The following is a 24,296-nucleotide window of genomic DNA, read 5'->3' on the forward strand; positions in this document are numbered from 1 at the left end:
CACCGAAGCTGGCCGGTGCCTTTCGGGGCGTTGCGGTGGTCGTCACGGCTCCTTCGTCCTGGAAATGTCGGGGAATGTTCGGGTGTCCTCCACGGCGTCCGCGCTGACGTCGGTGTTCGGGTCCCGGCGCCGATGCCGGGCACGCTGGATGATCAGTGCTCGGCGACGCGTTGCAGCAGGGGCAGGGCCTGGCGCACCGTCTCCAGCTCCTCGGCGGTCAGCTCGGCCGCGAGCGCGTGGGCGAGCCACTCGTCGCGGTGCTGGCGGATCCCCTGCACGGTCTTCGCGCCGAGCTCGGACACCGACAGCACGGTGCGGCGGCCGTCGGCGGGGTCGCGCGAGCGGGCGAGGTAGCCGAGCGAGTCGAGCGCCGAGAGCGTGGTGGCCATCGACTGCTGCCGCACGTGTTCGGCGGCGGCGAGCTCACCCTGCGTCGCGGGGCCCTCGCGGTAGAGGCGGTTGAGCGCCGCCGACTGCGACGGCGTGAGGCTGTCGGCGTTGTCGACCTGCCGCAGCCGGCGGTGCAGCTGCGCGACGACGCCGCGCAGCCAGCCTGCGGATTCGGCGACGGGAGCGGGTACGGTGGCCATATCCACAGTTTAGGCTGTGTAGTCTAGCCTGTGCATCCCTCGACGGGGCGACCTTGGCCACACCCGGTGACTTCGGTCTCCGCGGCTCTCAGGCCGCGGATCGGGGGAATCGCGAGAACCCGAGACGATGCGAACGAACGCCACCGGAAGCGGTATCGCCTTTTTCAGATGGGCCAAAAACTGGTTCTGCCGCAGTGTTTTTCACGCCGTTTCCGGTGCAGTCGCCGCTTGTTGACACCCCCTGATTCGGGCAGGACGATGAGGATCGCGCTGCTGCACCACGGCGCCATTTCTTTGAGCCGGCCGACATGCGCGCCATTTCCGGATAAATGGCGTGGTGGGAGGCGCCGATGCCTGCTTGGACCCGGATCCGCCCGCGCCGCCGGGCGGACGCGAGGGCTGCCGCGGCGACCGGACGCGGGCCCGGGTACGCGCTGGTCGCGGGCTGGTCGGGGATCCTCTTCGCGGCGCTGTTCACCGTCGCGCTGGTCCTGGTGCACCGGGCGCCGGGACTGACCGTGGCGGACAGCCGGTACGCGAATTTCTACGCCGACGGCGGTTCCAGTGCCTTGGTGACCGCCGGCCTGTACATCGTGCCGTTCGCCGGCATCGTCTTCCTGTGGCACATGATGGCCACGCGTGAATACATCGCGAGCCTCCCTGGCGCACAGAATCGGGAAATGCCGCGGGCGCTGCAGTTGGCCTCCGGGGTGGCGTTCATCATCCTGCTGTTCTCGGGGATGGCGCTGACCGGGGCGATCGCACTGCTGAAGCAGTTCTCGGTGGCGCCGCTACCGCCTGTGTACGTGGCGCGGGCGCTGACCGCGGCCGGCTACGGGCTCGTGTTCGTCTTCGGCGCCCGGGTCGCCGGCATGTACATGATCACCACGACGACGCTGCTCAACGCCGCGGGTGTGCTGGCGCGCCCGCTGGTGTGGTTCGGCTACCTCTGCGCCGCGGCTGTGCTGCTGAGCTGGACCTTCCACCCGATCTTCGCGCTCATCTTCCCCGGCTGGGTCTTCGTCGTCGGCGTCGTGGCGGTGGTCCGGACCCACCAGGCCAAGGCGCGGACCTCGCGGCCGAGCCGGACCGGCGCCGTGACGTCGCCGGCCGAAGGGCACCTCTCCAAGGAGTGAACGCCATGTCCACCAAGACCCCCATCGACGAAATCCCCGGCCCGCGGGCGCTGCCCTTCGTCGGCAACGCCTTCGACATCGACGCCCACAGCCCGTTCGAAAGCATGATGGGGATGGCCCGGGAGTACGGCCCGATCTTCCGGCTGACCACACCCGGCGGCACGCGACTGATCGTGTCCGGCGCCTCACTGGTCGAGGAGATCTGCGACGACTCGCGCTTCGACAAGGTGGTCAGCGGCGGTCTCGCGAACGTGCGGCAGACGGCGACCGCCACCGGCTTGTTCACGGCCGAGACGGACGATCCGCTGTGGCACCGCGCGCACAACATCCTGATGAAGCCCTTCAGCCTGCAATCCATGCGTGACTACGTGCCGATGATGCTGGACATCGCGGGCCAGCTGGTCGACAAGTGGGAGCGGCTGAACCCGGACGAGGACGTCGACGTGCCGGCCGACATGACCCGGCTGACGCTCGACACCATCGCGCTGTGCGGGTTCGGCTACCGCTTCAACTCCTTCTACCGCGATACCCGGCACCCGTTCGTCGCGGCGATGATCCGCACGCTCACCGAGTCGCAGGCGCGGGCCCGCAGGCTGCCCATCCAGACCCGGCTGCGGATCCACGCGCAGCGGCAGCTGGAGGAGGACCAGGCGTTCATGAACGACCTGGTCGACAAGCTCATCGCCGAGCGCCGCGCGGAGGGCGAGGCCGGCAGGAAGGACGATCTGCTCGGCCAGATGATCAACGGCGTCGACAAGCAGACCGGCGAGCGGCTGCCCGACGAGAACATCCGGGCCCAGTGCATCACCTTCCTGATCGCCGGCCACGAGACCACGAGCGGCCTGCTGTCCTTCGCGATCTACTACCTGCTCAAGAACCCCGACGTGCTGGCCCGCGCCCGCGCCGAGGTCGACGAGGTGTTCGGCACCAGCGCCGAACCCACCTACGAGCAGATCCACAAACTGACCTACGTCCGGCAGGTGCTCAGCGAAGCGCTGCGGCTGTGGCCGACCGCGCCCGGGTTCACACGCACGCCGTTCGAGGAGACCGTGATCGGCGACCGGTACTTGATCGAGCACGGCGTCCCGTTGACCGTGCTCACCCCGATGCTGCACCGCGACCGCAGCGTGTGGGGCGACAACGCCGAGGAGTTCGACCCCGAGCACATGGCCCCCGAACGGCTCGCGGCCCTGTCGCCCGACGTCTACAAGCCCTTCGGCACGGGGCAGCGGGCCTGTATCGGCCGGCAGTTCGCCCTGCAGGAGGCCGTGCTCGTGCTCGGCATGCTCGTGCAGCGTTTCGACTTCATCGACCACCTGAACTACCAGCTCAAGACCAAGACGACGCTGACGATCAAGCCCGACGAGATGCAGATCCAGGTGCGTCCTCGCCCCGGGTTCGTGCTGACCCGGCCCGGCGGTGCCCCCGCGGCGCCGGCGAAATCCGTGTCAGCGGCGCCCGCCGCACGTGTCGCGCTCGCGCCGGACGCGCACAAGACCCCGCTGCTGGTCGCCTACGGCTCGAATCTCGGGACCGCGGAAGGCCTCGCGACGCGGCTCGCCCGCGAGGGGACCGAGCGCGGCTACGCCGTGACCCTCAGCTCGCTCGACGACGTCACGGACGCGCTGCCTGCCCAGGGCACGGCTGTGATCGTCACGTCGTCCTACAACGGCGCACCGCCGGACAACGCCGGCAGGTTCTGTGCCTGGCTGCGCGGGCCCGGCACCGCGAAGGACGCCGCCGCGGGGCTGTCCTACACCGTGTTCGGCTGCGGCAACACCGAATGGGCGGCCACCTACCAAGCGGTGCCGAAGCTGATCGACAGCGAGCTGGCCGCGCACGGCGCCACCCGGCTGCACTCCCGGGGCGAGGGCGACGCGAACGGCGATTTCGACGCCCAGTACCGCACCTGGCACCACGGGCTCTGGGCCGACGTGGCCGCGAGCGCCGGCCTGCCCGAGAGCGCGGCCGAGCCGGCCGCGACCGGCCCTCGGCTGTCGATCACGCTGGTCAACCGCCAGCTGAACAACCCGGTGATCATGTCCTACCAGGCGCAGCCGGCCCTGGTGCGGGTCAATCGCGAGCTGCACGCGCCCAACGGCGGGCGGTCCACGAAGCACATCGAGGTCGCGTTGCCCGAGGGCGCCGACTTCCACGCCGGTGACCACCTCGGAGTGCTGCCCCGCAACAGCATCGACCTGATCCGCCGGGTGATGCAGCGCTTCGAGCTCGACGGCGGCATGTACGCGACGATCATCCCCCACAGCGGAGACCACACCCACCTGCCCGTCGACGAGCCCGCGCCGCTGCTCGGCATCCTCGCCAGCTGCGTCGAGCTGCAGGACGTGGCCACCCGGGCCGGCATCGAGGTGCTGGCCGGCTGCACCGAGGACCCCGCCCAGCGCGCCGAGCTCGAGTCGCTGGCCGGGGACGACGAGGCGTCCCGAGCCCGCTACCAGGAGCGAGTCTTCACGCCCCGCCGGTCGCTGCTGGACCTGCTCGAGGAGTTCCCCGCCTGCGCGGTGCCGTTCGGCGTCTACCTCGACCTGCTGCCTCCGCTGCGGCCGCGCTACTACTCGATCTCGTCGTCGCCGCTGACCGATGCGAAGATGGCCAGCATCACCACGGGTGTGCTGCGCGCCCCCCTGCGCGGTGGTTTCGACGCCACGTTCTCGGGTATCTGCTCCAACTACCTGGCCGGCAGTCCCGACGGCAGCACGGTGTTCGTCTTCGTGCGACCCCCGACCATCGAGTTCCGGCCGCCGGACAACCCGCACACCCCGATGATCATGGTCGGGGCCGGGACCGGGCTCGCCCCGTTCCGCGGGTTCCTGCAGGAGCGGGCGGCGCTGCGCGCGCAGGGCGTGCCGATCGCCGAGTCGTTGCTGTTCTTCGGCTGCCGCAACGCGGACCAGGACTTCCTGTACGCCGACGAGCTGCGCGAATACGACCGGCAAGGGGTCGCCGAGCTGCACGTCGTGTTCTCGAGCGCCCCGGTCGACGGGCGCAAGTACGTCCAGCACGAGATCGCGGCAGCGGGCGACGAAGTGTGGCGGCTGCTGCAGGACGGCGCGGCGGTGTTCGTGTGCGGCAACGCGAACACGATGGCGCCCGGTGTCCGAGCGGCCATCACCACGCTGTTCGCCGAGAAGACGGGCACCGGCGAGGCCGATGCGCAGGCCTGGCTCGCCGGTCTTCGCGCGGCAAACCGCTACGTCGAGGACATCTGGGGCGGCGGCTGAGCGCCGGCCGGCCCGGGCTGTACCAGCGACCGTTCGCAGCTGGTGCGGCCCTCGCTCGGCGGCCGTGCGACTTCGGGGTCCGCCCGGTCAGGCCGGTGGTGTGCCCGTGAACACGGAGGTACCGACGCTCAGCGCGAACCAGAACTCGTTGACGCCGTGGCCCTGGAGCTGGTGGACGATCACGGCGGCCGCCAGGAGCAGGACGAGGCCGGCGATCGCGAGGACACCTGGCCAGCGGCTGGGAGTGCGCGCGCCGTAGCCGTAGCCCGCGGTGACGCCGGAGCGGCGTTCGCGCTTGCGGCGCTTCTTCATCTCCTTCTTGGCACCCAGCCAAGCGTCGAGCTCGGCGTGCTTGCGCCAGTTCGGATCGACGAGGTCCGGGTGCGTCTCCATCCGGTCGTCCGGATCTTCCGGTCGCGTCATCCGTGCACCGCCTTTCCCCCTGAGCAACCCCGCCGGAGCGGGTTCGTAGACTTGTCCATTGTGACCGAGAACGCTCCGCAGCAGAAAACCGACCTTCCGGGTGCCTGGGACCCGGCCGCCGAAGAAGCACCCATGTACGACCGCTGGGTAGCGGCCGGGTACTTCACGGCCAACGCTTCGTCGGAGAAGCCGCCGTTCTCGATCGTACTGCCGCCGCCGAACGTCACCGGCAGCCTGCACATGGGCCACGCGCTCAACCACACCCTGATGGACGCGATGAGCCGCCGCCGTCGTATGCAGGGCTACGAGGTGCTGTGGCTGCCGGGCATGGACCACGCGGGCATCGCGACGCAGAACGTGGTCGAGCGCCAGCTCGCCGGCGAGGGCCTTTCGCGCCACGACCTGGGCCGCGAGAAGTTCGTGGAGCGCGTTTGGGAGTGGAAGGCCGAGTACGGCGGCAAGATCCTCGGCCAGATGAAGCGCCTCGGCGACGGCGTCGACTGGTCGCGCGAGCGCTTCACCATGGACGAGAGCCTGTCGCAGGCCGTGCAGACGGTGTTCAAGAACTTCTTCGACGCCGGGCTCATCTACCGCGCCGAGCGCATCATCAACTGGTGCCCGCGGTGCCAGACGGCGCTGTCGGACATCGAGGTGGACCACAGCGACGACGACGGCGAGCTCGTGTCGATCCGCTACGGCGAAGGTGACAACGCCATCGTGGTGGCCACGACCCGCGCCGAGACGATGCTGGGCGACACCGCCGTGGCCGTGCACCCGGACGACGAGCGCTACGCGCACCTGGTGGGCACCGAGGTCGAGCTGCCGCTGACCGGCCGCAAGATCCCGATCGTCGCCGACAAGCACGTGGACCCGGAGTTCGGGACGGGTGCCGTGAAGGTGACCCCGGCGCACGACCCGAACGACTTCGAGATCGGCCGCCGCCACGACCTGCCGATGCTCACGATCATGAACGAGCGGGCCGAGATCACGGCGCGGGGCCCGTTCGAGGGGCTCGACCGGTTCGAGGCGCGGCCCGCGATCGTGGCGGCGCTGCGGGAGCAGGGCCGGATCGTGGCTGAGAAGCGGCCGTACGTGCACGCCGTCGGCCACTGCTCGCGCTGCGACACCGTGGTGGAGCCGCGGCTTTCGCTGCAGTGGTGGGTGAAGGTCGAGGAGCTGGCGCGCGCCGCGGGTGACGCGGTGCGCGACGGACGCACGAAGATCCACCCGGCAGAGCTGGAGAAGCGCTACTTCGACTGGGTCGACAACATGCACGACTGGACGATCTCGCGCCAGCTGTGGTGGGGGCACCGGATCCCGGTCTGGTACGGCCCCGACGACCAGGTCGTGTGCGTGGGCCCGGACGAGCAGCCGCCGTCGGGCGAGGGCTGGACGCAGGACCCGGACGTGCTGGACACGTGGTTCTCGTCGGGCCTGTGGCCGATGTCGACCATGGGCTGGCCGGAAGCTACCGCGGATCTCGCGAAGTTCTATCCGACCAGCGTGCTCTCGACCGGTTACGACATCCTGTTCTTCTGGGTCGTGCGCATGATGATGTTCGGCGTGCAGGAGATGGACGGCGTGCAGCCGTTCGACCACGTGTACCTGCACGGCCTGATCCGCGACGCGCAGGGCAAGAAGATGTCGAAGTCGCGTGGGAACGTGATCGACCCGCTCGAGTGGATGGACGCCTATGGCGCCGACGCCACGCGCTTCACCCTCGCGCGCGGTGCGAACCCGGGCGCGGACATGGCGCTGGCCGACGAGTGGGCCGCGGGCTCGCGCAACTTCTGCACCAAGCTGTGGAACGCCAGCAAGTTCGCGATGATGAACGGGGCTTCGGTCTCGGCGCCGTTGCCCGCCGCTGCGGAGCTGACCGAGGCCGACCGCTGGATCCTCGGCCGCCTCGGCGCGCTGGTGTCCGAAGTGGACGGCCTGTTCGAGGACTTCCAGTTCGCCAAGGTCGCGGGTGCGCTGTACCAGTTCACGTGGAACGAGCTGTGCGACTGGTACCTGGAGCTCGCGAAGGTCCAGCTGTACCAAGGCGATGACGCGCGCGTCTCGGCAACGCGCTCGGTGCTGGGGCACGTGCTGGACACGGTGTTGCGCCTGCTGCACCCGTTCATCCCGTTCATCACCGAGAAGCTGTGGACCGCGCTGACCGGCGGTGAGTCTCTGGTGATCGCCTCCTGGCCGACCGCACCGGCGGGCTACGCCGACGCCGTGGCGGACGCCCGGATCGCCGACGTGCAGAAGCTCGTCACCGAGATCCGCCGCTTCCGCGCCGACCAGGGCCTCAAGCCGGGCCAGAAGGTCGCCACCCGCCTGTCCGGCGCGGGCTTCGACGCCGTTTCCGGCCACGACGACGCGATCCGCTCGCTGGTGCGCCTGACGCCGGTTTCCGCGGAGTTCTCGGCGAGCGCCTCCCTGGAGGTCGCCCTCGCCGGTGGCGTGGCCGTGGTGGAGCTCGACCTGTCCGGCACCATCGACGTCGCCGCGGAGCGCAAGCGTCTGCAGAAGGACCTGGGCGTGGCGCAGAAGGAGCTCGCGCAGACCGAGGGCAAGCTGGGCAACGAGTCCTTCATCGCCAAGGCGCCCGAGCAGGTCGTCGAGAAGATCAAGACCCGCCGGGCCACGGCCGCGGCGGACATCGAGCGCATCGAGTCGCGGTTGGCGGCGTTGCCGGCTTCGTGAGGTTCGGCTTGACGGTGGCGTCCGGTGCTTCTCGCACCGGGCGCCACTTTGCGTTTCAGCCGAGTTCGCGACCCGCCTCGATCAGCGCCAGCACTTCCGGCCGCAGCCGGCGGTCGGCTGAGGTGGCGAGGTAGGTGGGCATCACCGGGGTCGGGTTGCGCAGAGAGCGGAAGGCGACGCCCGGTACGGGCAGCAGGTTGGCGTGGGCGCGGTAGAAGACCGTCCACTGGGGACGGCCCAGGCCGAGCGTGCCGAGGGTGTCCTGGGCGTTGGTGAACTCCTTGCCCAGCACCGGTTCGAAGCCGGCCTCGCGGCAGGACGCGAGCACCAGGTCGTGGAGCGGGCGGTTGCGTTCGGGGGAGCTCAAGCGCAGGGGCAGCGGGGCCAGGTCGGCGAAGTCGACGGTGTCCGAAGAAGCCAGGGGGTGCGTCGAAGGGAGCGCGACGAGCACCTCGTCCGTCCACAAGGGAGTCAATTCCAGGCCGTCGGCGGGCCAGTCGCCGCGGAGGAAGGCGGCGTCGAGGGCGCCGTCGCGGATCTGCTGGAGGCGGGCCGGGGTGGGGGCGTGCACGAGCTCCAGCTGGGCGTCCGGGGCGAGGCGCGTGAACGCGGCGAGGAACCCGTCGAGACGGTCGCCGAGGCCGTCGCTGGTGCCGAGCAGCACAAGGCGGGCGCGTTCGGCGCGGAAATCGGCCACGGCGTCGGCCGCGCGCTCGGCGGCGGCGAGCACGGCCCGCGCGTGCGGCAGGAACCGCTCGCCTGCCTCGGTCAACGAGACGGTGCGGGTGGTCCGCTCGAACAGCTCCGCGCCGAGTGAGCGCTCCAGCCGGCGCACCTGCTGGCTCGCCGCCGGCTGCACGATGTGGAGGCGCTCGGCCGCGCGCCCGAAGTGCAGCTCCTCGGCGACGACCACGAAGTACCTCAGCTGACGCAGCTCCATCCCGGCCCCATTCATCAGCGTTCGTGATGAGTCTACGAGCGGACTGGTCGTTGGTCGCCGCGCGCCGTCGCGGTTGGCTCGGAGGAGAACGGGAGAGAGGAAGATCCGATGGCATTCGTCGAGGTCCGGGGCGCGCGGCTCTACTACCAAGGCATGCGCGACACGGTCCACGAGGTCACCGCGGCGCTGCTGGCCGACCGGCCCGGCCTGGTCGCGAGCTGGGTGCCGAACTGGTACGCGCCCGGCGCGAGCGCGGCGCTGATCGACTGGACGATCCGCCAGATCGTCGACTCGGCCGGCTACCTCGACCCGCTCATCGGCGAGTCGGCGACGTGGGACCCGCGCCCGCGGCTGCCGGAGCTGGGCGTGCCGATCGCGTACGTCCACGGCGAGCTCGACGTCCAGATCCCGGTGGCAGTGGCGCGCACCTGCGCCGCCCTGACGCCCGGCGCGAGCGTGCATGTGGTCGCCGGCTGCGGGCACCTGCCGCACCAGGAGGACCCCGTCGCGTTCACCGCCGTGCTGCGCGATGTGCTCACGGGTCTGCGGGCGGCGGCGTGACCGTGGTTCCCGTGACCCTGGCCGGCGGAGCCGCCGAGGTCCACTACGCCGTGACCGGCTCCGGTCCCGGGCTCCTGCTGCTGCACGGCACGGCGGCCTCGCACGAACAGTGGGCGCCGGTGGTCGAGCTCGCGCGGGAGTCGTTCACGGTCGTCGCGCCCGATTTCTCCGGCTCCGGCGGCACCGTCGACCACGGCGGCCCGGTCTCGATCGCCGATCTCGCGGCCGAAGCGCTGGCCGCGGCGGACGACGCCGGGCTTGCCACGTTCCACGTCGCCGGCCATTCGCTCGGCGCGGTGGTGGCGGCGCACCTGGCGGGCACGCACCCGGCGCGCGTGCGTTCCGCCGTGCTCCACGCCGCGTGGCCGAAGACCGACACGCGGCAGGACGCCGAGTGCCGCCACTGGCTCGAGCTGCTCGACCACGGCGCCGAGGTGTTCGCGCGGATGCTGCCGCTGATGGCGTTCGGGCCCGGCTACTGGGCCACGACCACGCCGGACGCCAACGACGAACTGGTGGCGCAGCTGGTGATCCAGCCCGGGACGGCGCGGCAGATTGAGGCCGACCGCGGCGTCGACCTCCGGCCGGTGCTGGGCTCGATCACGGCGCCGACGTTGGTCCTCTCCAGCGCGTATGACCGGTTGATCGAGGCGGCGCAGCAGCAGGAACTGCTGGCGGCGATCCCGCACGCGAACCACCTCGAGCTGCCGGCCGGGCACGGTGCGCCGGGTGAGCTGCCGGGGAGTTCGCGAAGGTGCTCCTGGACTTCGTGCGTCAAGCCGAGGAGGTCCAGGCCGAGGCGGGCCGGGCCGGCACTTGACTGGCGGTGGGGTGCCGGCCCGGTCCTGGCTGCGCCGGTCGTCGACGGCGCGGGTCTCGCCTGCCGATTTTCATCTCAGTTGGTGTCATTCGGCAAGCGAATAACCTGAGTTGACACTCCGGTGTGACGGCTGCGAGACTCTGCGGTGCCGAGGGAGGGGTGTCCACGGGCGACGGGGGCCGGCGGGTGACCGCCGCCCCCGCTCGTTCGCGGTCAGGAGTCAGCCGGCGAGCTGCCGGTCGATGATCCCGGCGAGGCCCGCCATGCCTTCGGGCAGCGGGTGGTAGGCGGCGGCTGTGAAGAGCAAGGTGTGCTGGCCGTTGATCCACGCCGCGCCATCGGGTGCGCAGGCGTCGTGGCCGGCCGACGGCGTGAACGTGTCCACATAGGATGCGTTGCCGTCGGCTTCGACGGCGTTCTCGATCGCGGTGTTGAGCGCTTCCTCCACACTGGACAGCCAGGCATAGTCACCGTCGGCGAAGGGCAGCACGCTCGGGCAGTAGCCCGACGCCGGTGCGATGCGCGGGTACCCGATGGCGAGCACCTTCGCCCGCGGCGACCGCGCGTGGATGCCGGCCAGCGCCGTCTGGATGCTCTGCTGCGTGTTCTTCAACGCGGCCTTGATGGAATCCACGCCCCCGGCGGTGAAGTGGCGCTCGCACGGATTGCCGCTCGGGTCGGTCGAACGCAGCGCCGGGCACGTGCCGATCAGCGTGCCGAAGACGCCGGAGTCGTTGCCGCCGATGCCGAGCGTCACGAGGTCGGTGTCCAGGCGCAGCGCGGAAAACTGCGGCGCGTTCACGCCCAGTGGCACGCTTTGGGCGGCCGTCATGTTCGACGTGTCCGCGCCCGAACAGCTGACGTCGGTGTAGCTGCCCACACGCAGCGCGGACGCCAGGATCGACGGGTAGTTCGACGAACTTCTCGCGCACCCCAGCGGATCCAGCCGCTGCGAGGGGATCAGCGGCCCCGCGGTGTACGAGTCGCCCAACGCGACGTAATCCCGGAAGTGTTCCGGCCGAGGCGCGGCGTCAGCGGTGGCGGTGACTGTCGTGACGGCTGTTGCGGCCGCCAGCGCCGCGAACACGAGCCGGGTGGTACGCATGCGAAGGCCCCGTTTCTCCGAACCGACTTCACGGACTCTTCTCACGTGTAGCCAGCTCTTCGCGGGTTGCCTGCCGCCGTTCGGGTGGACGCCCCGCGGATTCACCCGCCAGTGGTGTGACGCGGCGGGAATCGGGTCAGGCCAACGGTTTCCGGTAGGTCAGGAGGTGACGCCAGAACGGGAGCCGCCGGATCGTGCTGCCGGGGAGGCGTTGCCGGGCTTGATACCTGAGCTGGTTCATGGTCGGGAACGTCATTTCCACGGGTGCGTTCGGCGTCGGGTCCGGGCCGCCGTTCAGCCATTCGCCCGCCGCGACGACCAGCCGCGCGGCCACGTTGACCGGCGCGAACGCGAGCTCGACGGCGTAGTCGGCCGGGGTGCTCGGGCGGGCGAGCCCGAGGACCGCGAGGACTCCGCCGGGCTGCAAGGCGTCGCGGAGCTTCGTGACGGTGTCGAACGGCATGTGGTGGAGGGAGGCGATGCAGGAGATGAAGCCGTAGCCGTCCTGTTCGAGGTCGTCGTTCGCGATGTCGCCTTTCCTCGCGTCGACCCTTCCGGGCCCGGGCGACCCCAGCGCGGCGGCGATCCGCACCATCTCCTCGGAGACGTCCACGGCGTCCACGTCGAGCCCTCGCGCCGCCAGCCGCCGCGCGAACCGTCCCTGCCCGCACCCGACGTCCAACGCCCTTTGGCCTCCGGCGGCACGAGGCTCAGCAGCAGGGGGTGGTAGCGGTGGTTGTGGTTGAACGGCATGTCCCGAGCTAACCAGCAAACGCCGGGCGCGCGCCGTGAACAGGCGGAAGAGCTCGGCCTCGACCGCCCGCTCGGGTCGCTGCTCGTGAATCCGGGGCTGGGGCGTCGGCTGCGGGTGGCGCAGGCCGGTGCGGCGGTCGTGTCCTGCGCGGGCGGGCGGCCCGTCGCGAGCAGACCCCGCCGACGGCCGAACCCGCAGGTCACCACTACCGACACGGGCCCGACGCCCGGCAACTCACCGCACGTAGACTCGTCTGGTCAGGTGAAGCCCGTCGTCGAGGGAGCGTGTGCGTGCCGCGTGGTGAGGCGGACGGCCAGGGGCCGTTCGAGGAGATCGACGAGGCCGGCCAGGGTCGGCCCGATCTCGCGGACCCGGACAGTTTCGCCGGGGTCGACGAGCTGGGAGCGCGGGCGCACGACGAGTCCGACGACACCGACCCCGACCTGGACGCGCCGGACGCCGCGTACACCGTCGGCGGTGGGTCGCGCGGCGGGATCGGCGGCATCGGGCAGCTGGGCGACAACCTGGCGACCGGGCCGGTGCCGGACCTCCTCGGTGCCGAAGACGCGGAGCTGCACGAGCTCGACGACCAGGGTGTCGACGAACCGGCCCAGAACCCCGACGGTCCCCAGGCCCGCCGTGAGCTCATGGCCGTCGAGGCGGAGCTGAACCAGCGCTGGCCCGAGACGAAGATCGAGCCGAGCCTCGCGCGGATCCAGGCGCTGGTCACGTTGCTGGGCGAGCCGAACCGCGGCTACCCCGTGCTGCACGTCGCCGGGACCAACGGCAAGGGCTCGGTCAGCCGCATGATCGACGCGCTGCTGACCCGCATGGGCCTGCGCGTCGGGCGGTACACGAGCCCGCACCTGCAGCTCGTCACGGAGCGCATCGCGCTCGACGGGCACCCGATCTCGGCCGCGCGCTACGTCGACCTGTTCCGCGACGTCGCGCCGTACGTGAACATGGTCGACGCCGCGAGCGAGGACGGCGTGGCGATGAGCAAGTTCGAGGTGGTCACCGGCATGGCGTTCGCCGCGTTCTCCGACGCGCCCGTGGAGGCCGCCGTGATCGAGGCGGGCATGGGCGGGGCGTGGGACGCCACGAACGTCGCCGACGCCGACGTCGCCGTGATCACCCCCATCGGCCTCGACCACACCGAGTACCTCGGCCCGACGGCCGTCGACGCGGCGCGCGAGAAGGCCGGGATCATCAAGCCCGGCTCCGTCGCCGTGATCGCCGAGCAGGACCCCGACGTGCTCAACGTGCTGCTCAAGCGCGCGGTCGACGTCGACGCCGCGGTGGCGCGCGCGGGCAGCGAGTTCGGCGTGCTGGAGCGCGAGGTCGCCGTCGGCGGGCAGCTGCTGAAGCTGCAGGGCCTCGGCGGCGTGTACGACGAGATCTTCCTGCCCCTGCACGGCGCCCACCAGGCGGCCAACGCCGCGCTCGCGCTCGCGTCCGTCGAGGCGTTCTTCGGCGCGGGCAAGGAGCGTCAGCTCGTACTCGAAGCCGTGCGCGAGGCCTTCGCCGAGGTCGAGAACCCGGGCCGGCTGGAGCGCGTGCGCGCCGCCCCGACCGTGCTGCTCGACGCGGCGCACAACCCCATGGGCGCGCAGGCACTGGCCACCACCGTCACCGACGAGTTCGCCTTCCGCCGCCTGGTCGCGGTCGTCGCGGTGATGGCGGACAAGGACGCGCGCGGCATCCTCGACGCGCTCGAGCCCGTGGTGTCGGACATCGTGGTCACGCGCAACTCGGCCCCGCGGTCGATGGAGCTGGAAGACCTCAACGAGCTCGCCATCTCCATCTTCGGCGAGGACCGCGTGCTCGCCGAGCCCGACCTGGAGACGGCCGTCGAGACGGCCATCGGCCTCGTCGAGCAGTCCGACGACCCGGAAGAACCCCTCGCCGGCGGTGGCGTGCTGGTCACCGGCTCCGTCGTCACCGCGGGCGAGGCCCGCACCCTGTTCGGGAAGGAACCGGTATGAGCGAGCCCGCGGTCAGCCCGCCACCCAAGGACCCGATGAAGGGCTTCCGCGGCGTTCTGTCGGGCACGCTGATCATGGAAGCCATCACGGTCGCCCTCGCTTTGCCCGTCGTGAACAAACTCGGCGGCGGCATCACGTCGGCGACGGGCTGGACGGTCATCGGTATCGCCGTGGCGCTGCTCGTGCTGTGCGGGCTGCTCAAGCACGTCTGGGCGGTGCCCGTGGTGCTGGTGCTGCAAGTCGCGCTGATCGCGATGGTGTTCGTATTGCCGGCGATCGCGATCATCGGGGTGCTGTTCTTGGCGGCGTTCGTGTGGTTTTTGTACCTGCGCCGGGAAGTTGCGCGCCGGATGGCGGCGGGGACGTTGCCGAGTCAGCAGCAACAGTCGTCGCCGAAGAGCTGAGGCTCGGCTAGAGCCCGCGTTTCGAGTCCAGCCACTCCGCGTCGTTCCACGTGACCGACAGCGCTCCGACCGTGGGAAAGCTCAGGCGCGGATCATCGGACTGGACCAGGCACATCATCCGGTGCCCGATCAGCAGGGCGCCGCGCGCTTGATCCGCGTAGATGTCCAGCAAGGCATGGGAGGCGCGGGCCTGCGCGGTGGCGAACTTGTCATAGTGGCGCAAGACGAGCACGAACCCAGTCGCCCCGAGGTCGGCGCCGTAGTCACCCGAGGCGACGTCACGCAGGCAGTCGTTGAGAGCGTCGAGGTTCTTGCCGTAGTGGTCGGGGAAGTCCAGCGCCGCGGCGATATCCCGGTGGAGGTCCGCTTCCCGCGTCCACCGGGCTGCGTCGATCTCGACCGTCCGGTAGCCATGCTCCCCGAGCCACGCGATCGTGCTCGTCAAGATCGCGGGATCCCAGAACAGCGTGACGCACGTGTTCCGGAGCAGCCTGAAATCCAGCTCCGCGGAGAGCTCCGCACTCGGATCGAAGGCAGCCATCCTCGCCGACCCTATCCCGTCGGGCACGCCACAGCGCTGACCCAGTTCACCACCGCGTCGCCGGGAGTTGTCCGGAGAGCCGTCGGAACCGGATAGAACGTCCGGCATGACCGAATCGACCCACTCCCGCCGCTCCTTGTTCAAGGCCGGTTTCGCCGCGTCGGCCGTCGTCGGTGGGGCGTTGCTCCTGCCCGAGGGCGCCTCCGCCGCGCCGTTGGCGCGCCGCGCGCGCCCGGTGCTCACGCACGGCGTCGCGTCCGGGGACGTCACCACCGGTTCCGGCATCATCTGGTCGCGGGCCGACCGGCCGGCGCGACTGGTCGCCGAGATCGCCCGCGACGAGTCCTTCCGGCACGCTCGCAGAGTCCCCGGGGACATCACCACGCCCGACACCGGCGGCACCGGCAAGGTGCGCGTCGCGGGGCTGCAGCCCGGGACCGAGTACCACTACCGCGTCACGGCTGTGGACCTCGACGGCCGCACCTCCAGCGAGCCCGTCACCGGCCGGTTCTCCACGGCGCCCGTCGGTCGCCACGACACGCGCATCCTGTGGAGCGGCGACGTCGCGGGCCAGAACTACGGCATCAACCCCGCGTTCGGCGGCATGACCATCTTCTCCGCCATGGCCGATCGCCGCCCCGACCTGTTCCTGCACAGCGGCGACACGGTCTACGCCGACGGGCCGCTCACCGAGACCGTCACGCTGCCCGGCGACGGCGGCACCTGGCACAACATCGTCACGCCGGAGAAGGCGAAGGTCGCCGAGACCCTCGACGAGTACCGCGGCCAGCACGCCTACAACCGCCTCGACAAGAACTTCCTGCGCTTCGCCGCGCAGGTCCCCAGTTACGTCCAGTGGGACGACCACGAGGTGCTCAACAACTGGTACCCCGGCGAAGTCCTCAACGACCGTCCCGAATACTCCGAGAAACGCCTCGACGTGCTGGCCCCGCGCGCGTACCAGGCCTTCCACGAGTGGCACCCCATCGACAGCCGCCGGGTTGTCGACGGGCGGGTGTACCGCAGCTTCCGCTACGGCAGCCGCGTCGAGGTGTTCGTGCTCGACATGCGCACCTACCGCAACGCCAACACGGCGGACCAGACCAAGCCCGGTTACATCCTCGGCGACAAGCAGGCCCGCTGGCTCGCCGACGCGCTGGACCGCAGCACCGCGACGTGGAAGATCGTGCAGGCGGACATGCCGATCGGCCTCGTGGTCCCGGACGGCGCGGCCATCGAGGCCGTCGCCAACAACCGGCCGGGCGCGCCCGGCGGTCGTGAGACGGAGCTGGCCTGGGTGCTGCGCGAGATCTCGCGCCGGCGGGTGCGCAACGTCGTGTGGCTGACCGCCGACGTCCACTACTCCGCCGCGCACCACTACTCGCCCGACCGCGCGGCCTTCAAGGACTTCGACCCGTTCTGGGAGTTCGTGTCCGGCCCGCTCAACGCCGGCGCGTTCGGGCCCGGCGCCCTCGACCCGACGTTCGGTCCGGAAGCGGTGTTCGTCCACGCGCCGACGACGCAGAACTCCTCGCCCGCGCAGGGGTTCCAGCACTTCGGCGAGCTGAACGTCGACGGTGGCAGCGGCGACCTGCGCGTGGACCTTCGCGACGCCACCGGCAAGTCCCTGTGGTCCAAGACCCTGCACCCGCAGGGCTGCTGAGGGCGCCGAAACCGGCCGCACGCGCGGGTCGGCTAGGCTCGCGCCCGATAACACGAATCCGCACAAGGAGAAACACCGTCGTGACTGAACGCACGCTGGTCCTCGTCAAGCCCGATGGCGTCGCGCGCGGCCTCGTCGGCGAGGTCGTCTCGCGCATCGAGCGCAAGGGCCTGAAGCTGGCCGCCCTCGAGCTGCGCACCGTCGAGCGCTCGCTGGCCGAGGAGCACTACGCCGAGCACAAGGAACGTTCGTTCTTCGGCGACCTGCTGGAGTTCATCACGTCGGGTCCGCTCGTCGCGATCGCCGTGGAGGGGCCGCGCGCCATCGCCGCGTTCCGCCAGCTGGCCGGCGGCACCGACCCGGTCGAGAAGGCCACGCCGGGCACCCTGCGCGGCGACTTCGCGCTGGAGACCCAGTTCAACCTGGTGCACGGCTCCGACTCCCCGGAGTCGGCCGAGCGTGAGCTGAAGCTGTGGTTCCCGGACCTGTGAGCCGGGCTTGAAAGCCGGGGCGGCGCCGAATGGCTCCGCCCCGGCTTTTCCCGTTTCCGCCAACACTTTCGAGGTGTCATGACACTGTCCGCTGAGGACTATCTGGCGCACTTGCGCGCGCTCACGACCGAGTTCGCCGAAGCCGCGAACGATGGTGAGGCGAACGCGCCGGTGCCGGACTGCGCCGGCTGGACGCGCGCCGACCTCGTGACCCACCTCGGCGGCATCCACCGCTGGGCGGCGGAGATCGTGCGCACCGGCGAGCCGCAGCAACTGTCGGCCGCGGAGGTGCCCGGCGACCTCGCCGCGTGGTACGCCGAGAGCGCCGCGATGCTGCTCACCGCCCTCGAAGCGGCCGACCCCGCCGAGAAGTGCTGGCACTTCGGCGGCACCCCGAAGACCAAGGCGTTCTGGTTCCGCCGCCAGCTGCACGAGACGGCCGTGCACCTGATCGACCTCCACGGCTGCGCGGCCACCACGCTGGTCCTCGACCCCGTCGTGGCCGCCGACGGCGTCGACGAGGTGCTCACCGCGCTGCTGTCGCGCGTCACCCGCTGGCACGCCGTGCCGCCGCTGCCCGAGCCGATCACGCTGCGGGCCACCGACACCGGCGACGAGTGGACGGTCGTGCCGGGGGAGCCGCCCGCGGTGGGCGAAGGCGAGGCCGCCGCCACCGTCGAGGCGAGCGCGCAGGAACTACTGACGCTGTTGTGGAAGCGCGGCGAGATCACGCCGCGAGTCACGGGCGACGAGGAGCTGGCGCGCGCCTTCCTGAAAGCGCCGCTGACCCCTTGATCGGAACCGCCCGTTCTGAGCCATTCAGGCGGCGTTCACCCCGAATCCTTCCGCCGGCCGGGCTGCTCCACTTTGCTGGGCGAAGTCACTCACTCGATACTGGGGTACCTGGTGAAGAAGTCACGCTCCGTGCTGCTTTGCGCCCTTTGCACACTGTTCGCCACCGCCGTCACCGCGCCGGCGTACGGCGATCCGCTCGCCGCACCTCTCGGCACGCGGCCGGTGGAAGGCACGCCCGCGGCGTCCTCGGCCCGCGAAGCGCCGGTCACGGCCGCGGCGACGACCGACGACGGCCTCGAGACCAGCAGCGCCACCTCGGCCATCGCGCCCGGGCTGCAGCTTACGCAGTTCGACCGCTTCGACCCGGCCGGCTGGATCCGCGGTGACACACTGAGCGTCGACCTCACCAGCAAGGTCCTCAAGCCCACGTACCTGAGCCCTGGCACGGTTTCCGCGCGCACGCCGCTGTCGCAGCAGGTGGCGCGCACCGGCGCGGTGGCCGGAGTCAACGGCGACTTCTTCGACATCAACGCCACCGGCGCGCCCGAGGGCGTCGGCATTTCCGACGGGCAGCTGCAGACCGCGCCGGCCGCCGGGCACAACACCACCGCCGCGATCACCGACGATGGCCGAGCGAAGCTGGCCGACGTCTTCCTCGAAGCCTCGGTGCAGCTGCCGGACGGGCGCAGCGTGCCCGCCACGAACTTCAACAGCCCGGTGCTGGGCAAGGACGCGCTCGGCGTTTACACACCGCTGTGGGGTGCTTCGGCGCGCGCGACTTCGGTGGCCGGCGCCGCGCGGGTGGCCGAGGTCGAGGTGCGCGACGGCGTGGTGACGCAGGTGCGCTCGCAGCCGGCCGACGGGCCGATTCCCGCGGGCAGCACCCTGCTGCTGGGCCGCGAAGCCGGCGCGGACGCGTTGGCAGCGCTGAAGGTCGGCGACCAAGTCGGAGTCTCCTACTCGCCGCGCTCGGACGCCGGGAAGATCGCCGTGGCCGTCGGCGGCAACGAAGCGTTGCTGAGGGACGGCCAACTGCAGCCCGTCGACGACACCACGCTCGCCCCGCGCACCGGCGTCGGCTTTTCCGCCGACGGCAAGCATCTGTGGCTCATGACGGTCGACGGCCGGCAGGCCGACAGCCGCGGCATGACCGAGGCCGAGCTGGGCCGGCGCCTGAAGGCCCTGGGCGCCGACGATGCCATCAACCTCGACGGCGGCGGCTCCTCGACGCTGCTCGCACGCGGTGAGGGTGAGGCCGCGCCGAGCGTGCGCAACGCCCCGTCCGACGGCGGGGAACGGCTGGTGCCCAACGGGATCGGCATCAAGACCGAGCCCGGCAGCGGCCGGCTGACCGGCTTCGCGCCGGCTCCCGCGCAGAACACGAAGAACGCCACCCGGGTCCTTTCCGGACTGTCGCGCGTGCTCGTCGCCGACGGCCACGACGAGACCGGCGCGGCCGTCGCGGCGCACTCGCGGTGGAGCACCTCGGACCCAGGCCGCGCAACCGTGACGGACAACGTGCTCACCGCCCAGGCCGACCGGCAGCACCCGGAAGCGCGCGAAGACATCTCCGTGGTCGTCCGCGACGGCAAGGCGTCCGGTAAGACGACCGTGTCGGTGCTCGGCACACCGGTGCGAATGGGCACGAGCACCGCGCAGGTCGCCCTGTCCGGCGCGGGCGCGCACAGCACGTTCCAGGTCTTCGGCTACGACGCCGACGGCTACGGGACCTGGGTGGAGCCGCGCGACGTGAAGCTCGCCTACGACCCCGCCGTGGTGGATGTGAAGCCCGCCGCCGACGGGTTCGAGGTCACGGCGAAGGCCGCTTCGGGCGCCTCGGCGATCGCGGTGCACGCGGGCGGGCTGACCGAGCACCTGGCCGCTTCCGTCGGCACCGAGCCGCAGGTGGCGTCTCCTTTGGACGGTCCCGCCGGCTGGAGTGCCAGCGTGTACCCGGCTGTGGTCGGAGCCGCGTTGTCGCCGGCTGAAGGACGCGACGGCGGCCGGGGCCTCGCCCTCGACTACCGCCTCACCGGCACCACGGCCACGCGCGCCGCATACGTGACCGCCGCGACGCCGTTGCCCGTGCCGGCCGGGACGCAGAAGATCGGCCTTTGGGTCGACGGCGACGGCAAGGGCGCCTGGCTGCGCGCGGAACTGCGCGACGCGGCCAACGTGGCGTCCATTGTGGACCTCTCGCTCAGCGTCGACTGGACGGGCTGGAAGTACGTCACCGCCGCCGTGCCGGCCGGGCTGCCGGACGGCCAGCGCCTCACCCGCTTCTACGCCGTGGAGAACGTGCCGGACCAGCAGTACGAGGGCCACCTCGTGTTCGACGACCTCACCTTCGAGGTGGCGCCGTCCACGTCCGTGCCCGCCGATCCGGTCGAGCACGACCCGGCCCTGGTCACCGACGGCACGCTCGGCACCGGCGGCCTGCGGATCGCGGTGCTCAGCGACGCGCAGTTCACCGCCGACGCGCCCGACGGCCCGCTGGTGGCGCAGGCGCGCCGCGCGATGCGGGAGGCCGTGGCCGCGAAACCGGACCTCGTGCTGATCAACGGAGATCTCGTCGACCGCGGCACGGCGCCCGACTTCGTGCTGGCGCGCAAGGTGATCACCGAGGAGCTCGACGGCAAGGTGCCGTGGTACTACGTGCCCGGCAACCACGAAGCCGAGGGCGGCAACGGGCTCGCCGACTTCGAGGCCGCGTTCGGGGTGACTCATCAGGTGGTGGACGTGCGCGGCATCCGGCTCGTGCTCATGGACTCCTCGCGCGGCTCGCTGCGCGCAGGCGGATTCGACCAGGTGCGAATGCTGCGCGACGCGCTCGACGGCGCCGCCCGCGACGGGTCGATCCGCGGTGTCGTCGTCGCGATGCACCACCCGGTGAAGGACCCGAGCCCCACGGGCAACTCGCAGCTGGGCGACCGCAAGGAAGCAGACCTGCTGCAGACGTGGCTGACCGATTTCGAGCAGTCCTCGGGCAAGCAGGCGGCCGCGATCGCGTCGCACGCCGGGGTGTTCAGCCTGTCGCGCACCGACGGCGTGCCGTACCTGGTCAACGGCAACTCGGGCAAGACGCCCGCGGCCGCGCCGGGTGACGGTGGGTTCGTCGGCTGGACGCTCGTGCGCGTCGACCCGGCGGCCAAGGACCAGCCGGTGCGCTTCGAGACGCGGCCGAACATCGACGCGCTGACGCTTTCCGGGCCCGCTTCGCTGCGGTGGGGCGCGAAGGCGCAGCTGACCGCGACGCTCACGCAGGACGGCCGGGCCGTGCCGGTCGCGTACCCGGTGAGCGCGGACTGGAGCGGGTTCTTCGCGCACGTCGGCGCGGGGCGTCCGGCACCGTGGGACGTGGTGTCGTACGACACGGCGAGCGGCGTGCTGACCGCGTTGCACCCGGGTGTCGCGCGGATTTCCGTGACGGTGAACGGCGCTTCGAGGGATCTGACGGTCACCGTCCGCTGACCGATCGGGAAACCGGTCGAAAACTGTCGGTGCTCCCGCCTAGTGTCGCATGCGTGGCAGAGGCAACGGCGGAACCGGCACTGGTGCAGGCGAAGGCACTGGTGAAGCGGTTCGGTGAGTTCGAAGCGGTGCGCGGCATCGACGTCGAGGTGCGGCCGGGGGAGGCGTTCGGGTTCCTCGGGCCCAACGGCGCCGGGAAGTCGTCGACGATGCGGATGATCGCGTGCGTGTCGCCGCGCACCGACGGTGACCTGCGCGTGCTGGGCATGGACCCGGACGTCGACGGGCCGCGCATTCGTGCGCGCCTGGGCGTGGTGCCGCAGGAGGACAACCTCGACGTCGAGCTCACCGTGCGGCAGAACCTGCAGCTCTACGGCCGGTATTTCGGCCTGTCGCGGACGCACGTGCGGGCCAAGGCCGAGGAGCTGATGGAGTTCGCGCAGCTGAGCGACCGGGCGGAACAACCCGTCGACTCGCTGTCCGGCGGCATGAAGCGGCGGCTGACGATCGCGCGGTCGCTCGTGAACGACCCGGAGCTGCTGCTGCTCGACGAACCCACCACGGGCCTCGACCCGCAAGCCCGGCACCTGCTGTGGGACCGCCTGTTCCGGCTCAAGGCGCGCGGCACCACGCTCATCGTCACGACGCACTACATGGATGAAGCAGAACAGCTCTGCGACAGGCTCGTCGTCATGGACGGCGGCCGGATCGCCGCCGAGGGCTCGCCGGCGGAGCTGATCGCGCGCTACTCCACCCGCGAGGTCGTCGAGCTGCGCTTTTCCCCGGGCGAGCAGGCCTCGGCCGCCGACGCGCTCGACGGGTTGGCCGAACGCATCGAGGTCCTGCCCGACCGCGTTCTGCTGTACACGATGACGGGCGAGGCCACGCTCGAGCGCGCCCACGAACGCGGCCTGCGCCCGGTGTCGAGCCTGGTGCGACGCAGCTCGCTGGAGGACGTGTTCCTCCGGCTGACGGGCCGGACGTTGGTGGATTGATGACGGTGACTTCGACCGGCCGCGTCGTCGGTCCTTGGCGCGGCGCGTGGCTGCGCGTCGAGGGCCACTGGATGTGGTACCGGCGCCACTGGGTGAGCACGTTGTACTCCACGGGCCTGCAACCGGTGCTCTTCCTGGCCGCCATGGGCCTCGGTTTCGGCTCCCAGGTGCAGGCGGGCCCGGCGACGGGCGGCGTGTCGTACCTCGTGTACGTCGCCCCGGCGTTGCTCGTGGCGGGCGCCGCCCAGCTCGGCGTCGGCGACTCGACGTACCCGGTGCTGTCGGGCTTCAAGTGGCAGAAAGACTACTTGGCGGTCACGGCCACGCCCGTGTCCGCCGGCCAGCTCGTCGGCGCGCACTTCATCTGGGCCGCGCTGAAAATCACCCTCGCCAGTGCAATCTACGCGGTGATCGCCGTGTTCTTCGGCGCGTGGCAGAACTTCGGCGCCGTCCTGGTGGTCCTCGTCGGCACGCTCACCGGCCTCGCCTGCGCCGCTCCGATGACAGCGCTCGCCGCGAAGACGTTCGACGAGGGCCAGCGCTTCGGGCTGCTGTTCCGCTTCGTGGTGATGCCGATGACGTTGTTCTCGGGCACGTTCTTCCCGATCAGCCAGATCCCGCTGTACCTGCGGTGGCTCGCGTGGCTGTCGCCGCTGTGGCACGGCACGCAGCTCGCCCGGGCCGGCACGCTCGGTGGCGTCGGCGGGCTCGCGGTGCTCGGGCACGTGGCGTACCTGGTGGCTCTCGTCGTGGTGGGCTGGGCGCTGGCCCACCGCTGGTTCTACCGTCGGCTGGTGGCGTGATGACCGACCTCCGTGCACCCGAGATCCCGCAGCGCCGAGGGCTGCTCATCCGCGTGCTGCCGCCCGGCATGTACAGCGGGCGCGCCGGCGCGTTGATCGAGCGGGCGGTCACCGTCTACGGGCGGTCGTGGACGATCCTGCTGTCCGGCGCGCTGGAGCCGTTGTTCTACCTGCTCGCGTTCCAGGTCGGGTTCGGCAAACTGGTCCAGACCGTGCCGGGGCCCGACGGGCGGCCGATGAGCTACGTCGCGTTCGTGGCGCCCGCGCTGCTGGCGTCGTCGGCGATGAACGGGGCCGTGTTCGAGAGCACGTACAACCTGTTCTTCAAGCTGCGCTACGCGAAGACGTACGACGCCATGCTCGCCACGCCCATCGGTCCGCTCGACGTCGCGCTGGGGGAGATCGGCTGGGCCATGCTGCGCGGCGGGCTGTACTCGGTGGCGTTCATGGCCGTCACGGGCACGATGGGACTGCTCACGTCGTGGTGGGCGCTGCTGCTCCTGCCGGTGGCGCTGCTGGTGTCGTTCGCGTTCTCGGCCATCAGCATCACGCTCGTGAGCTACCTGAAGTCGACGTCGCAGTTCGACTACATCCAGCTCGTGCTGATGCCGATGTTCCTGTTCTCCACCACGTTCTTCCCGATCACGGTCTACCCCGAGGCACTGCAGTGGCTGGTCCGGTGTTTCCCGCTGTACCACGGCATCGAGCTCATGCGCGGCCTCGCCACGGGCTTCTTCTCGTGGAGCATGGCGGGCAACCTCGCCTACCTGCTGGTGCTCGCGGCGATCGGGGTCTGGGGGTCGACGCGGCGGATCGCGAAGCTCCTGCTGACCTGATCGGGGTGTCCAAAGTGCGACCTGTCGTATTTCGGCCACGGCGAAGA

Annotated in this window: 19 protein-coding genes and 1 pseudogene; 14 read left to right on the plus strand and 6 right to left on the minus strand. The window is 70.9% G+C overall.

Going from position 1 to position 24,296, the window contains the following annotated elements; genetic code table 11:
* Nucleotides 1-152: 152 nt before the first annotated feature.
* On the minus strand, nucleotides 153-590 hold the full coding sequence (locus AB0383_RS37720; RefSeq protein ID WP_220242902.1) for a MarR family transcriptional regulator: 438 nt from the start codon (nucleotides 588-590) through the stop codon (nucleotides 153-155).
* A 350-nt stretch (nucleotides 591-940) separates the two neighbouring features.
* Here AB0383_RS37720 and AB0383_RS37725 point away from each other — a divergent pair, with 350 nt between their 5' ends.
* Together AB0383_RS37725 and AB0383_RS37730 are read left to right on the plus strand one after the other, a co-directional pair.
* Nucleotides 941-1,726 (plus strand): hypothetical protein, encoded by a 786-nt coding sequence (locus tag AB0383_RS37725; RefSeq protein ID WP_366189827.1) that lies wholly within the window; start codon nucleotides 941-943, stop codon nucleotides 1,724-1,726.
* Between the two features lie 5 nt (nucleotides 1,727-1,731).
* Nucleotides 1,732-4,968, plus strand: a complete 3,237-nt coding sequence (locus AB0383_RS37730) for a cytochrome P450 (RefSeq protein WP_366189828.1) — start codon at nucleotides 1,732-1,734, stop codon at nucleotides 4,966-4,968.
* Between the two features lie 87 nt (nucleotides 4,969-5,055).
* On the opposite strand, the gene AB0383_RS37735 is transcribed toward AB0383_RS37730, so the two are convergent.
* A complete protein-coding gene (locus AB0383_RS37735) occupies nucleotides 5,056-5,391 on the minus strand; it encodes a hypothetical protein (protein WP_364173110.1) in 336 nt (111 codons plus the stop codon).
* Nucleotides 5,392-5,451: 60 nt separating this feature from the next.
* On the opposite strand from AB0383_RS37735, the gene AB0383_RS37740 reads away from it, so the two are divergent.
* Nucleotides 5,452-8,085 carry a valine--tRNA ligase gene (locus tag AB0383_RS37740; protein ID WP_366189829.1) on the plus strand — a complete coding sequence of 878 codons (2,634 nt, stop codon included), beginning with the start codon at nucleotides 5,452-5,454 and terminating at the stop codon, nucleotides 8,083-8,085.
* A gap of 55 nt (nucleotides 8,086-8,140) precedes the next feature.
* Here the strand turns inward: AB0383_RS37740 and AB0383_RS37745 are convergent, their stop codons facing one another.
* Nucleotides 8,141-9,025 (minus strand): LysR substrate-binding domain-containing protein, encoded by an 885-nt coding sequence (locus AB0383_RS37745; RefSeq protein ID WP_366189830.1) that lies wholly within the window; start codon nucleotides 9,023-9,025, stop codon nucleotides 8,141-8,143.
* 108 nt (nucleotides 9,026-9,133) lie between these two features.
* Here AB0383_RS37745 and AB0383_RS37750 point away from each other — a divergent pair, with 108 nt between their 5' ends.
* The gene (locus AB0383_RS37750; RefSeq protein ID WP_364173102.1) at nucleotides 9,134-9,586 is read left to right on the plus strand and encodes an alpha/beta fold hydrolase; all 453 of its coding nucleotides are present in this window, start codon (nucleotides 9,134-9,136) and stop codon (nucleotides 9,584-9,586) included.
* Complete coding sequence (locus AB0383_RS37755) at nucleotides 9,583-10,515, plus strand: alpha/beta hydrolase (RefSeq protein ID WP_366189831.1); 933 nt, start codon at nucleotides 9,583-9,585, stop codon at nucleotides 10,513-10,515. Before AB0383_RS37750 ends, AB0383_RS37755 begins: the two co-directional genes overlap by 4 nt.
* A 111-nt stretch (nucleotides 10,516-10,626) precedes the next feature.
* On the opposite strand, the gene AB0383_RS37760 is transcribed toward AB0383_RS37755, so the two are convergent.
* The gene (locus AB0383_RS37760) at nucleotides 10,627-11,511 is read right to left on the minus strand and encodes an SGNH/GDSL hydrolase family protein (protein WP_364173097.1); all 885 of its coding nucleotides are present in this window, start codon (nucleotides 11,509-11,511) and stop codon (nucleotides 10,627-10,629) included.
* A gap of 136 nt (nucleotides 11,512-11,647) precedes the next feature.
* Nucleotides 11,648-12,264, minus strand: a pseudogene (locus tag AB0383_RS37765) (class I SAM-dependent methyltransferase).
* A gap of 333 nt (nucleotides 12,265-12,597) precedes the next feature.
* On the opposite strand from AB0383_RS37765, the gene AB0383_RS37770 reads away from it, so the two are divergent.
* Nucleotides 12,598-14,250, plus strand: a complete 1,653-nt coding sequence (locus tag AB0383_RS37770; RefSeq protein WP_364173502.1) for a folylpolyglutamate synthase/dihydrofolate synthase family protein — start codon at nucleotides 12,598-12,600, stop codon at nucleotides 14,248-14,250.
* Nucleotides 14,247-14,654 carry a DUF4233 domain-containing protein gene (locus tag AB0383_RS37775; protein WP_366189832.1) on the plus strand — a complete coding sequence of 136 codons (408 nt, stop codon included), beginning with the start codon at nucleotides 14,247-14,249 and terminating at the stop codon, nucleotides 14,652-14,654. Before AB0383_RS37770 ends, AB0383_RS37775 begins: the two co-directional genes overlap by 4 nt.
* A 7-nt stretch (nucleotides 14,655-14,661) precedes the next feature.
* On the opposite strand, the gene AB0383_RS37780 is transcribed toward AB0383_RS37775, so the two are convergent.
* Nucleotides 14,662-15,195 (minus strand): barstar family protein, encoded by a 534-nt coding sequence (locus AB0383_RS37780; RefSeq protein WP_364173092.1) that lies wholly within the window; start codon nucleotides 15,193-15,195, stop codon nucleotides 14,662-14,664.
* 106 nt (nucleotides 15,196-15,301) lie between these two features.
* On the opposite strand from AB0383_RS37780, the gene AB0383_RS37785 reads away from it, so the two are divergent.
* The 7 genes from AB0383_RS37785 (at nucleotide 15,302) to AB0383_RS37815 (ending at nucleotide 24,249) form a co-directional block, all read left to right on the plus strand.
* On the plus strand, nucleotides 15,302-16,858 hold the full coding sequence (locus AB0383_RS37785; RefSeq protein ID WP_366189833.1) for an alkaline phosphatase D family protein: 1,557 nt from the start codon (nucleotides 15,302-15,304) through the stop codon (nucleotides 16,856-16,858).
* Nucleotides 16,859-16,938: 80 nt separating this feature from the next.
* Complete coding sequence (gene ndk, locus AB0383_RS37790; RefSeq protein WP_220242889.1) at nucleotides 16,939-17,349, plus strand: nucleoside-diphosphate kinase; 411 nt, start codon at nucleotides 16,939-16,941, stop codon at nucleotides 17,347-17,349.
* Between the two features lie 78 nt (nucleotides 17,350-17,427).
* Nucleotides 17,428-18,144, plus strand: coding sequence for a maleylpyruvate isomerase family mycothiol-dependent enzyme (locus AB0383_RS37795; protein WP_364173086.1), 717 nt, complete (start codon nucleotides 17,428-17,430; stop codon nucleotides 18,142-18,144).
* 111 nt (nucleotides 18,145-18,255) lie between these two features.
* Nucleotides 18,256-21,615, plus strand: a complete 3,360-nt coding sequence (locus AB0383_RS37800) for a phosphodiester glycosidase family protein (protein WP_366189834.1) — start codon at nucleotides 18,256-18,258, stop codon at nucleotides 21,613-21,615.
* 53 nt (nucleotides 21,616-21,668) lie between these two features.
* Complete coding sequence (locus tag AB0383_RS37805) at nucleotides 21,669-22,610, plus strand: ABC transporter ATP-binding protein (RefSeq protein WP_364173080.1); 942 nt, start codon at nucleotides 21,669-21,671, stop codon at nucleotides 22,608-22,610.
* Entirely contained in the window at nucleotides 22,610-23,413 is an 804-nt protein-coding gene (locus AB0383_RS37810; RefSeq protein ID WP_364173078.1) for an ABC transporter permease, read from the plus strand. The genes AB0383_RS37805 and AB0383_RS37810 overlap by 1 nt, the downstream gene beginning before the upstream one ends.
* Nucleotides 23,413-24,249: an ABC transporter permease gene (locus AB0383_RS37815; protein ID WP_364173075.1), complete on the plus strand. Its 837-nt coding sequence runs from the start codon at nucleotides 23,413-23,415 to the stop codon at nucleotides 24,247-24,249. The genes AB0383_RS37810 and AB0383_RS37815 overlap by 1 nt, the downstream gene beginning before the upstream one ends.
* Nucleotides 24,250-24,296: the final 47 nt, after the last annotated feature.

Source organism: Amycolatopsis sp. NPDC051373 (genome assembly GCF_040689465.1).
Classification (GTDB): domain Bacteria; phylum Actinomycetota; class Actinomycetes; order Mycobacteriales; family Pseudonocardiaceae; genus Amycolatopsis.

What these genes read in the sequence shown, in the direction of transcription:
- AB0383_RS37720 (WP_220242902.1), bottom strand. Translation starts at nt 590, where the DNA reads ATGGCCACCGTACCCGCTCCCGTCGCCGAATCCGCAGGCTGGCTGCGC.
- AB0383_RS37725 (WP_366189827.1), top strand. Translation starts at nt 941, where the DNA reads ATGCCTGCTTGGACCCGGATCCGCCCGCGCCGCCGGGCGGACGCGAGG.
- AB0383_RS37730 (WP_366189828.1), top strand. Translation starts at nt 1,732, where the DNA reads ATGTCCACCAAGACCCCCATCGACGAAATCCCCGGCCCGCGGGCGCTG.
- AB0383_RS37735 (WP_364173110.1), bottom strand. Translation starts at nt 5,391, where the DNA reads ATGACGCGACCGGAAGATCCGGACGACCGGATGGAGACGCACCCGGAC.
- AB0383_RS37745 (WP_366189830.1), bottom strand. Translation starts at nt 9,025, where the DNA reads ATGGAGCTGCGTCAGCTGAGGTACTTCGTGGTCGTCGCCGAGGAGCTG.
- AB0383_RS37750 (WP_364173102.1), top strand. Translation starts at nt 9,134, where the DNA reads ATGGCATTCGTCGAGGTCCGGGGCGCGCGGCTCTACTACCAAGGCATG.
- AB0383_RS37760 (WP_364173097.1), bottom strand. Translation starts at nt 11,511, where the DNA reads ATGCGTACCACCCGGCTCGTGTTCGCGGCGCTGGCGGCCGCAACAGCC.
- AB0383_RS37775 (WP_366189832.1), top strand. Translation starts at nt 14,247, where the DNA reads ATGAGCGAGCCCGCGGTCAGCCCGCCACCCAAGGACCCGATGAAGGGC.
- AB0383_RS37780 (WP_364173092.1), bottom strand. Translation starts at nt 15,195, where the DNA reads ATGGCTGCCTTCGATCCGAGTGCGGAGCTCTCCGCGGAGCTGGATTTC.
- AB0383_RS37785 (WP_366189833.1), top strand. Translation starts at nt 15,302, where the DNA reads ATGACCGAATCGACCCACTCCCGCCGCTCCTTGTTCAAGGCCGGTTTC.
- AB0383_RS37795 (WP_364173086.1), top strand. Translation starts at nt 17,428, where the DNA reads ATGACACTGTCCGCTGAGGACTATCTGGCGCACTTGCGCGCGCTCACG.
- AB0383_RS37810 (WP_364173078.1), top strand. Translation starts at nt 22,610, where the DNA reads ATGACGGTGACTTCGACCGGCCGCGTCGTCGGTCCTTGGCGCGGCGCG.
- AB0383_RS37815 (WP_364173075.1), top strand. Translation starts at nt 23,413, where the DNA reads ATGACCGACCTCCGTGCACCCGAGATCCCGCAGCGCCGAGGGCTGCTC.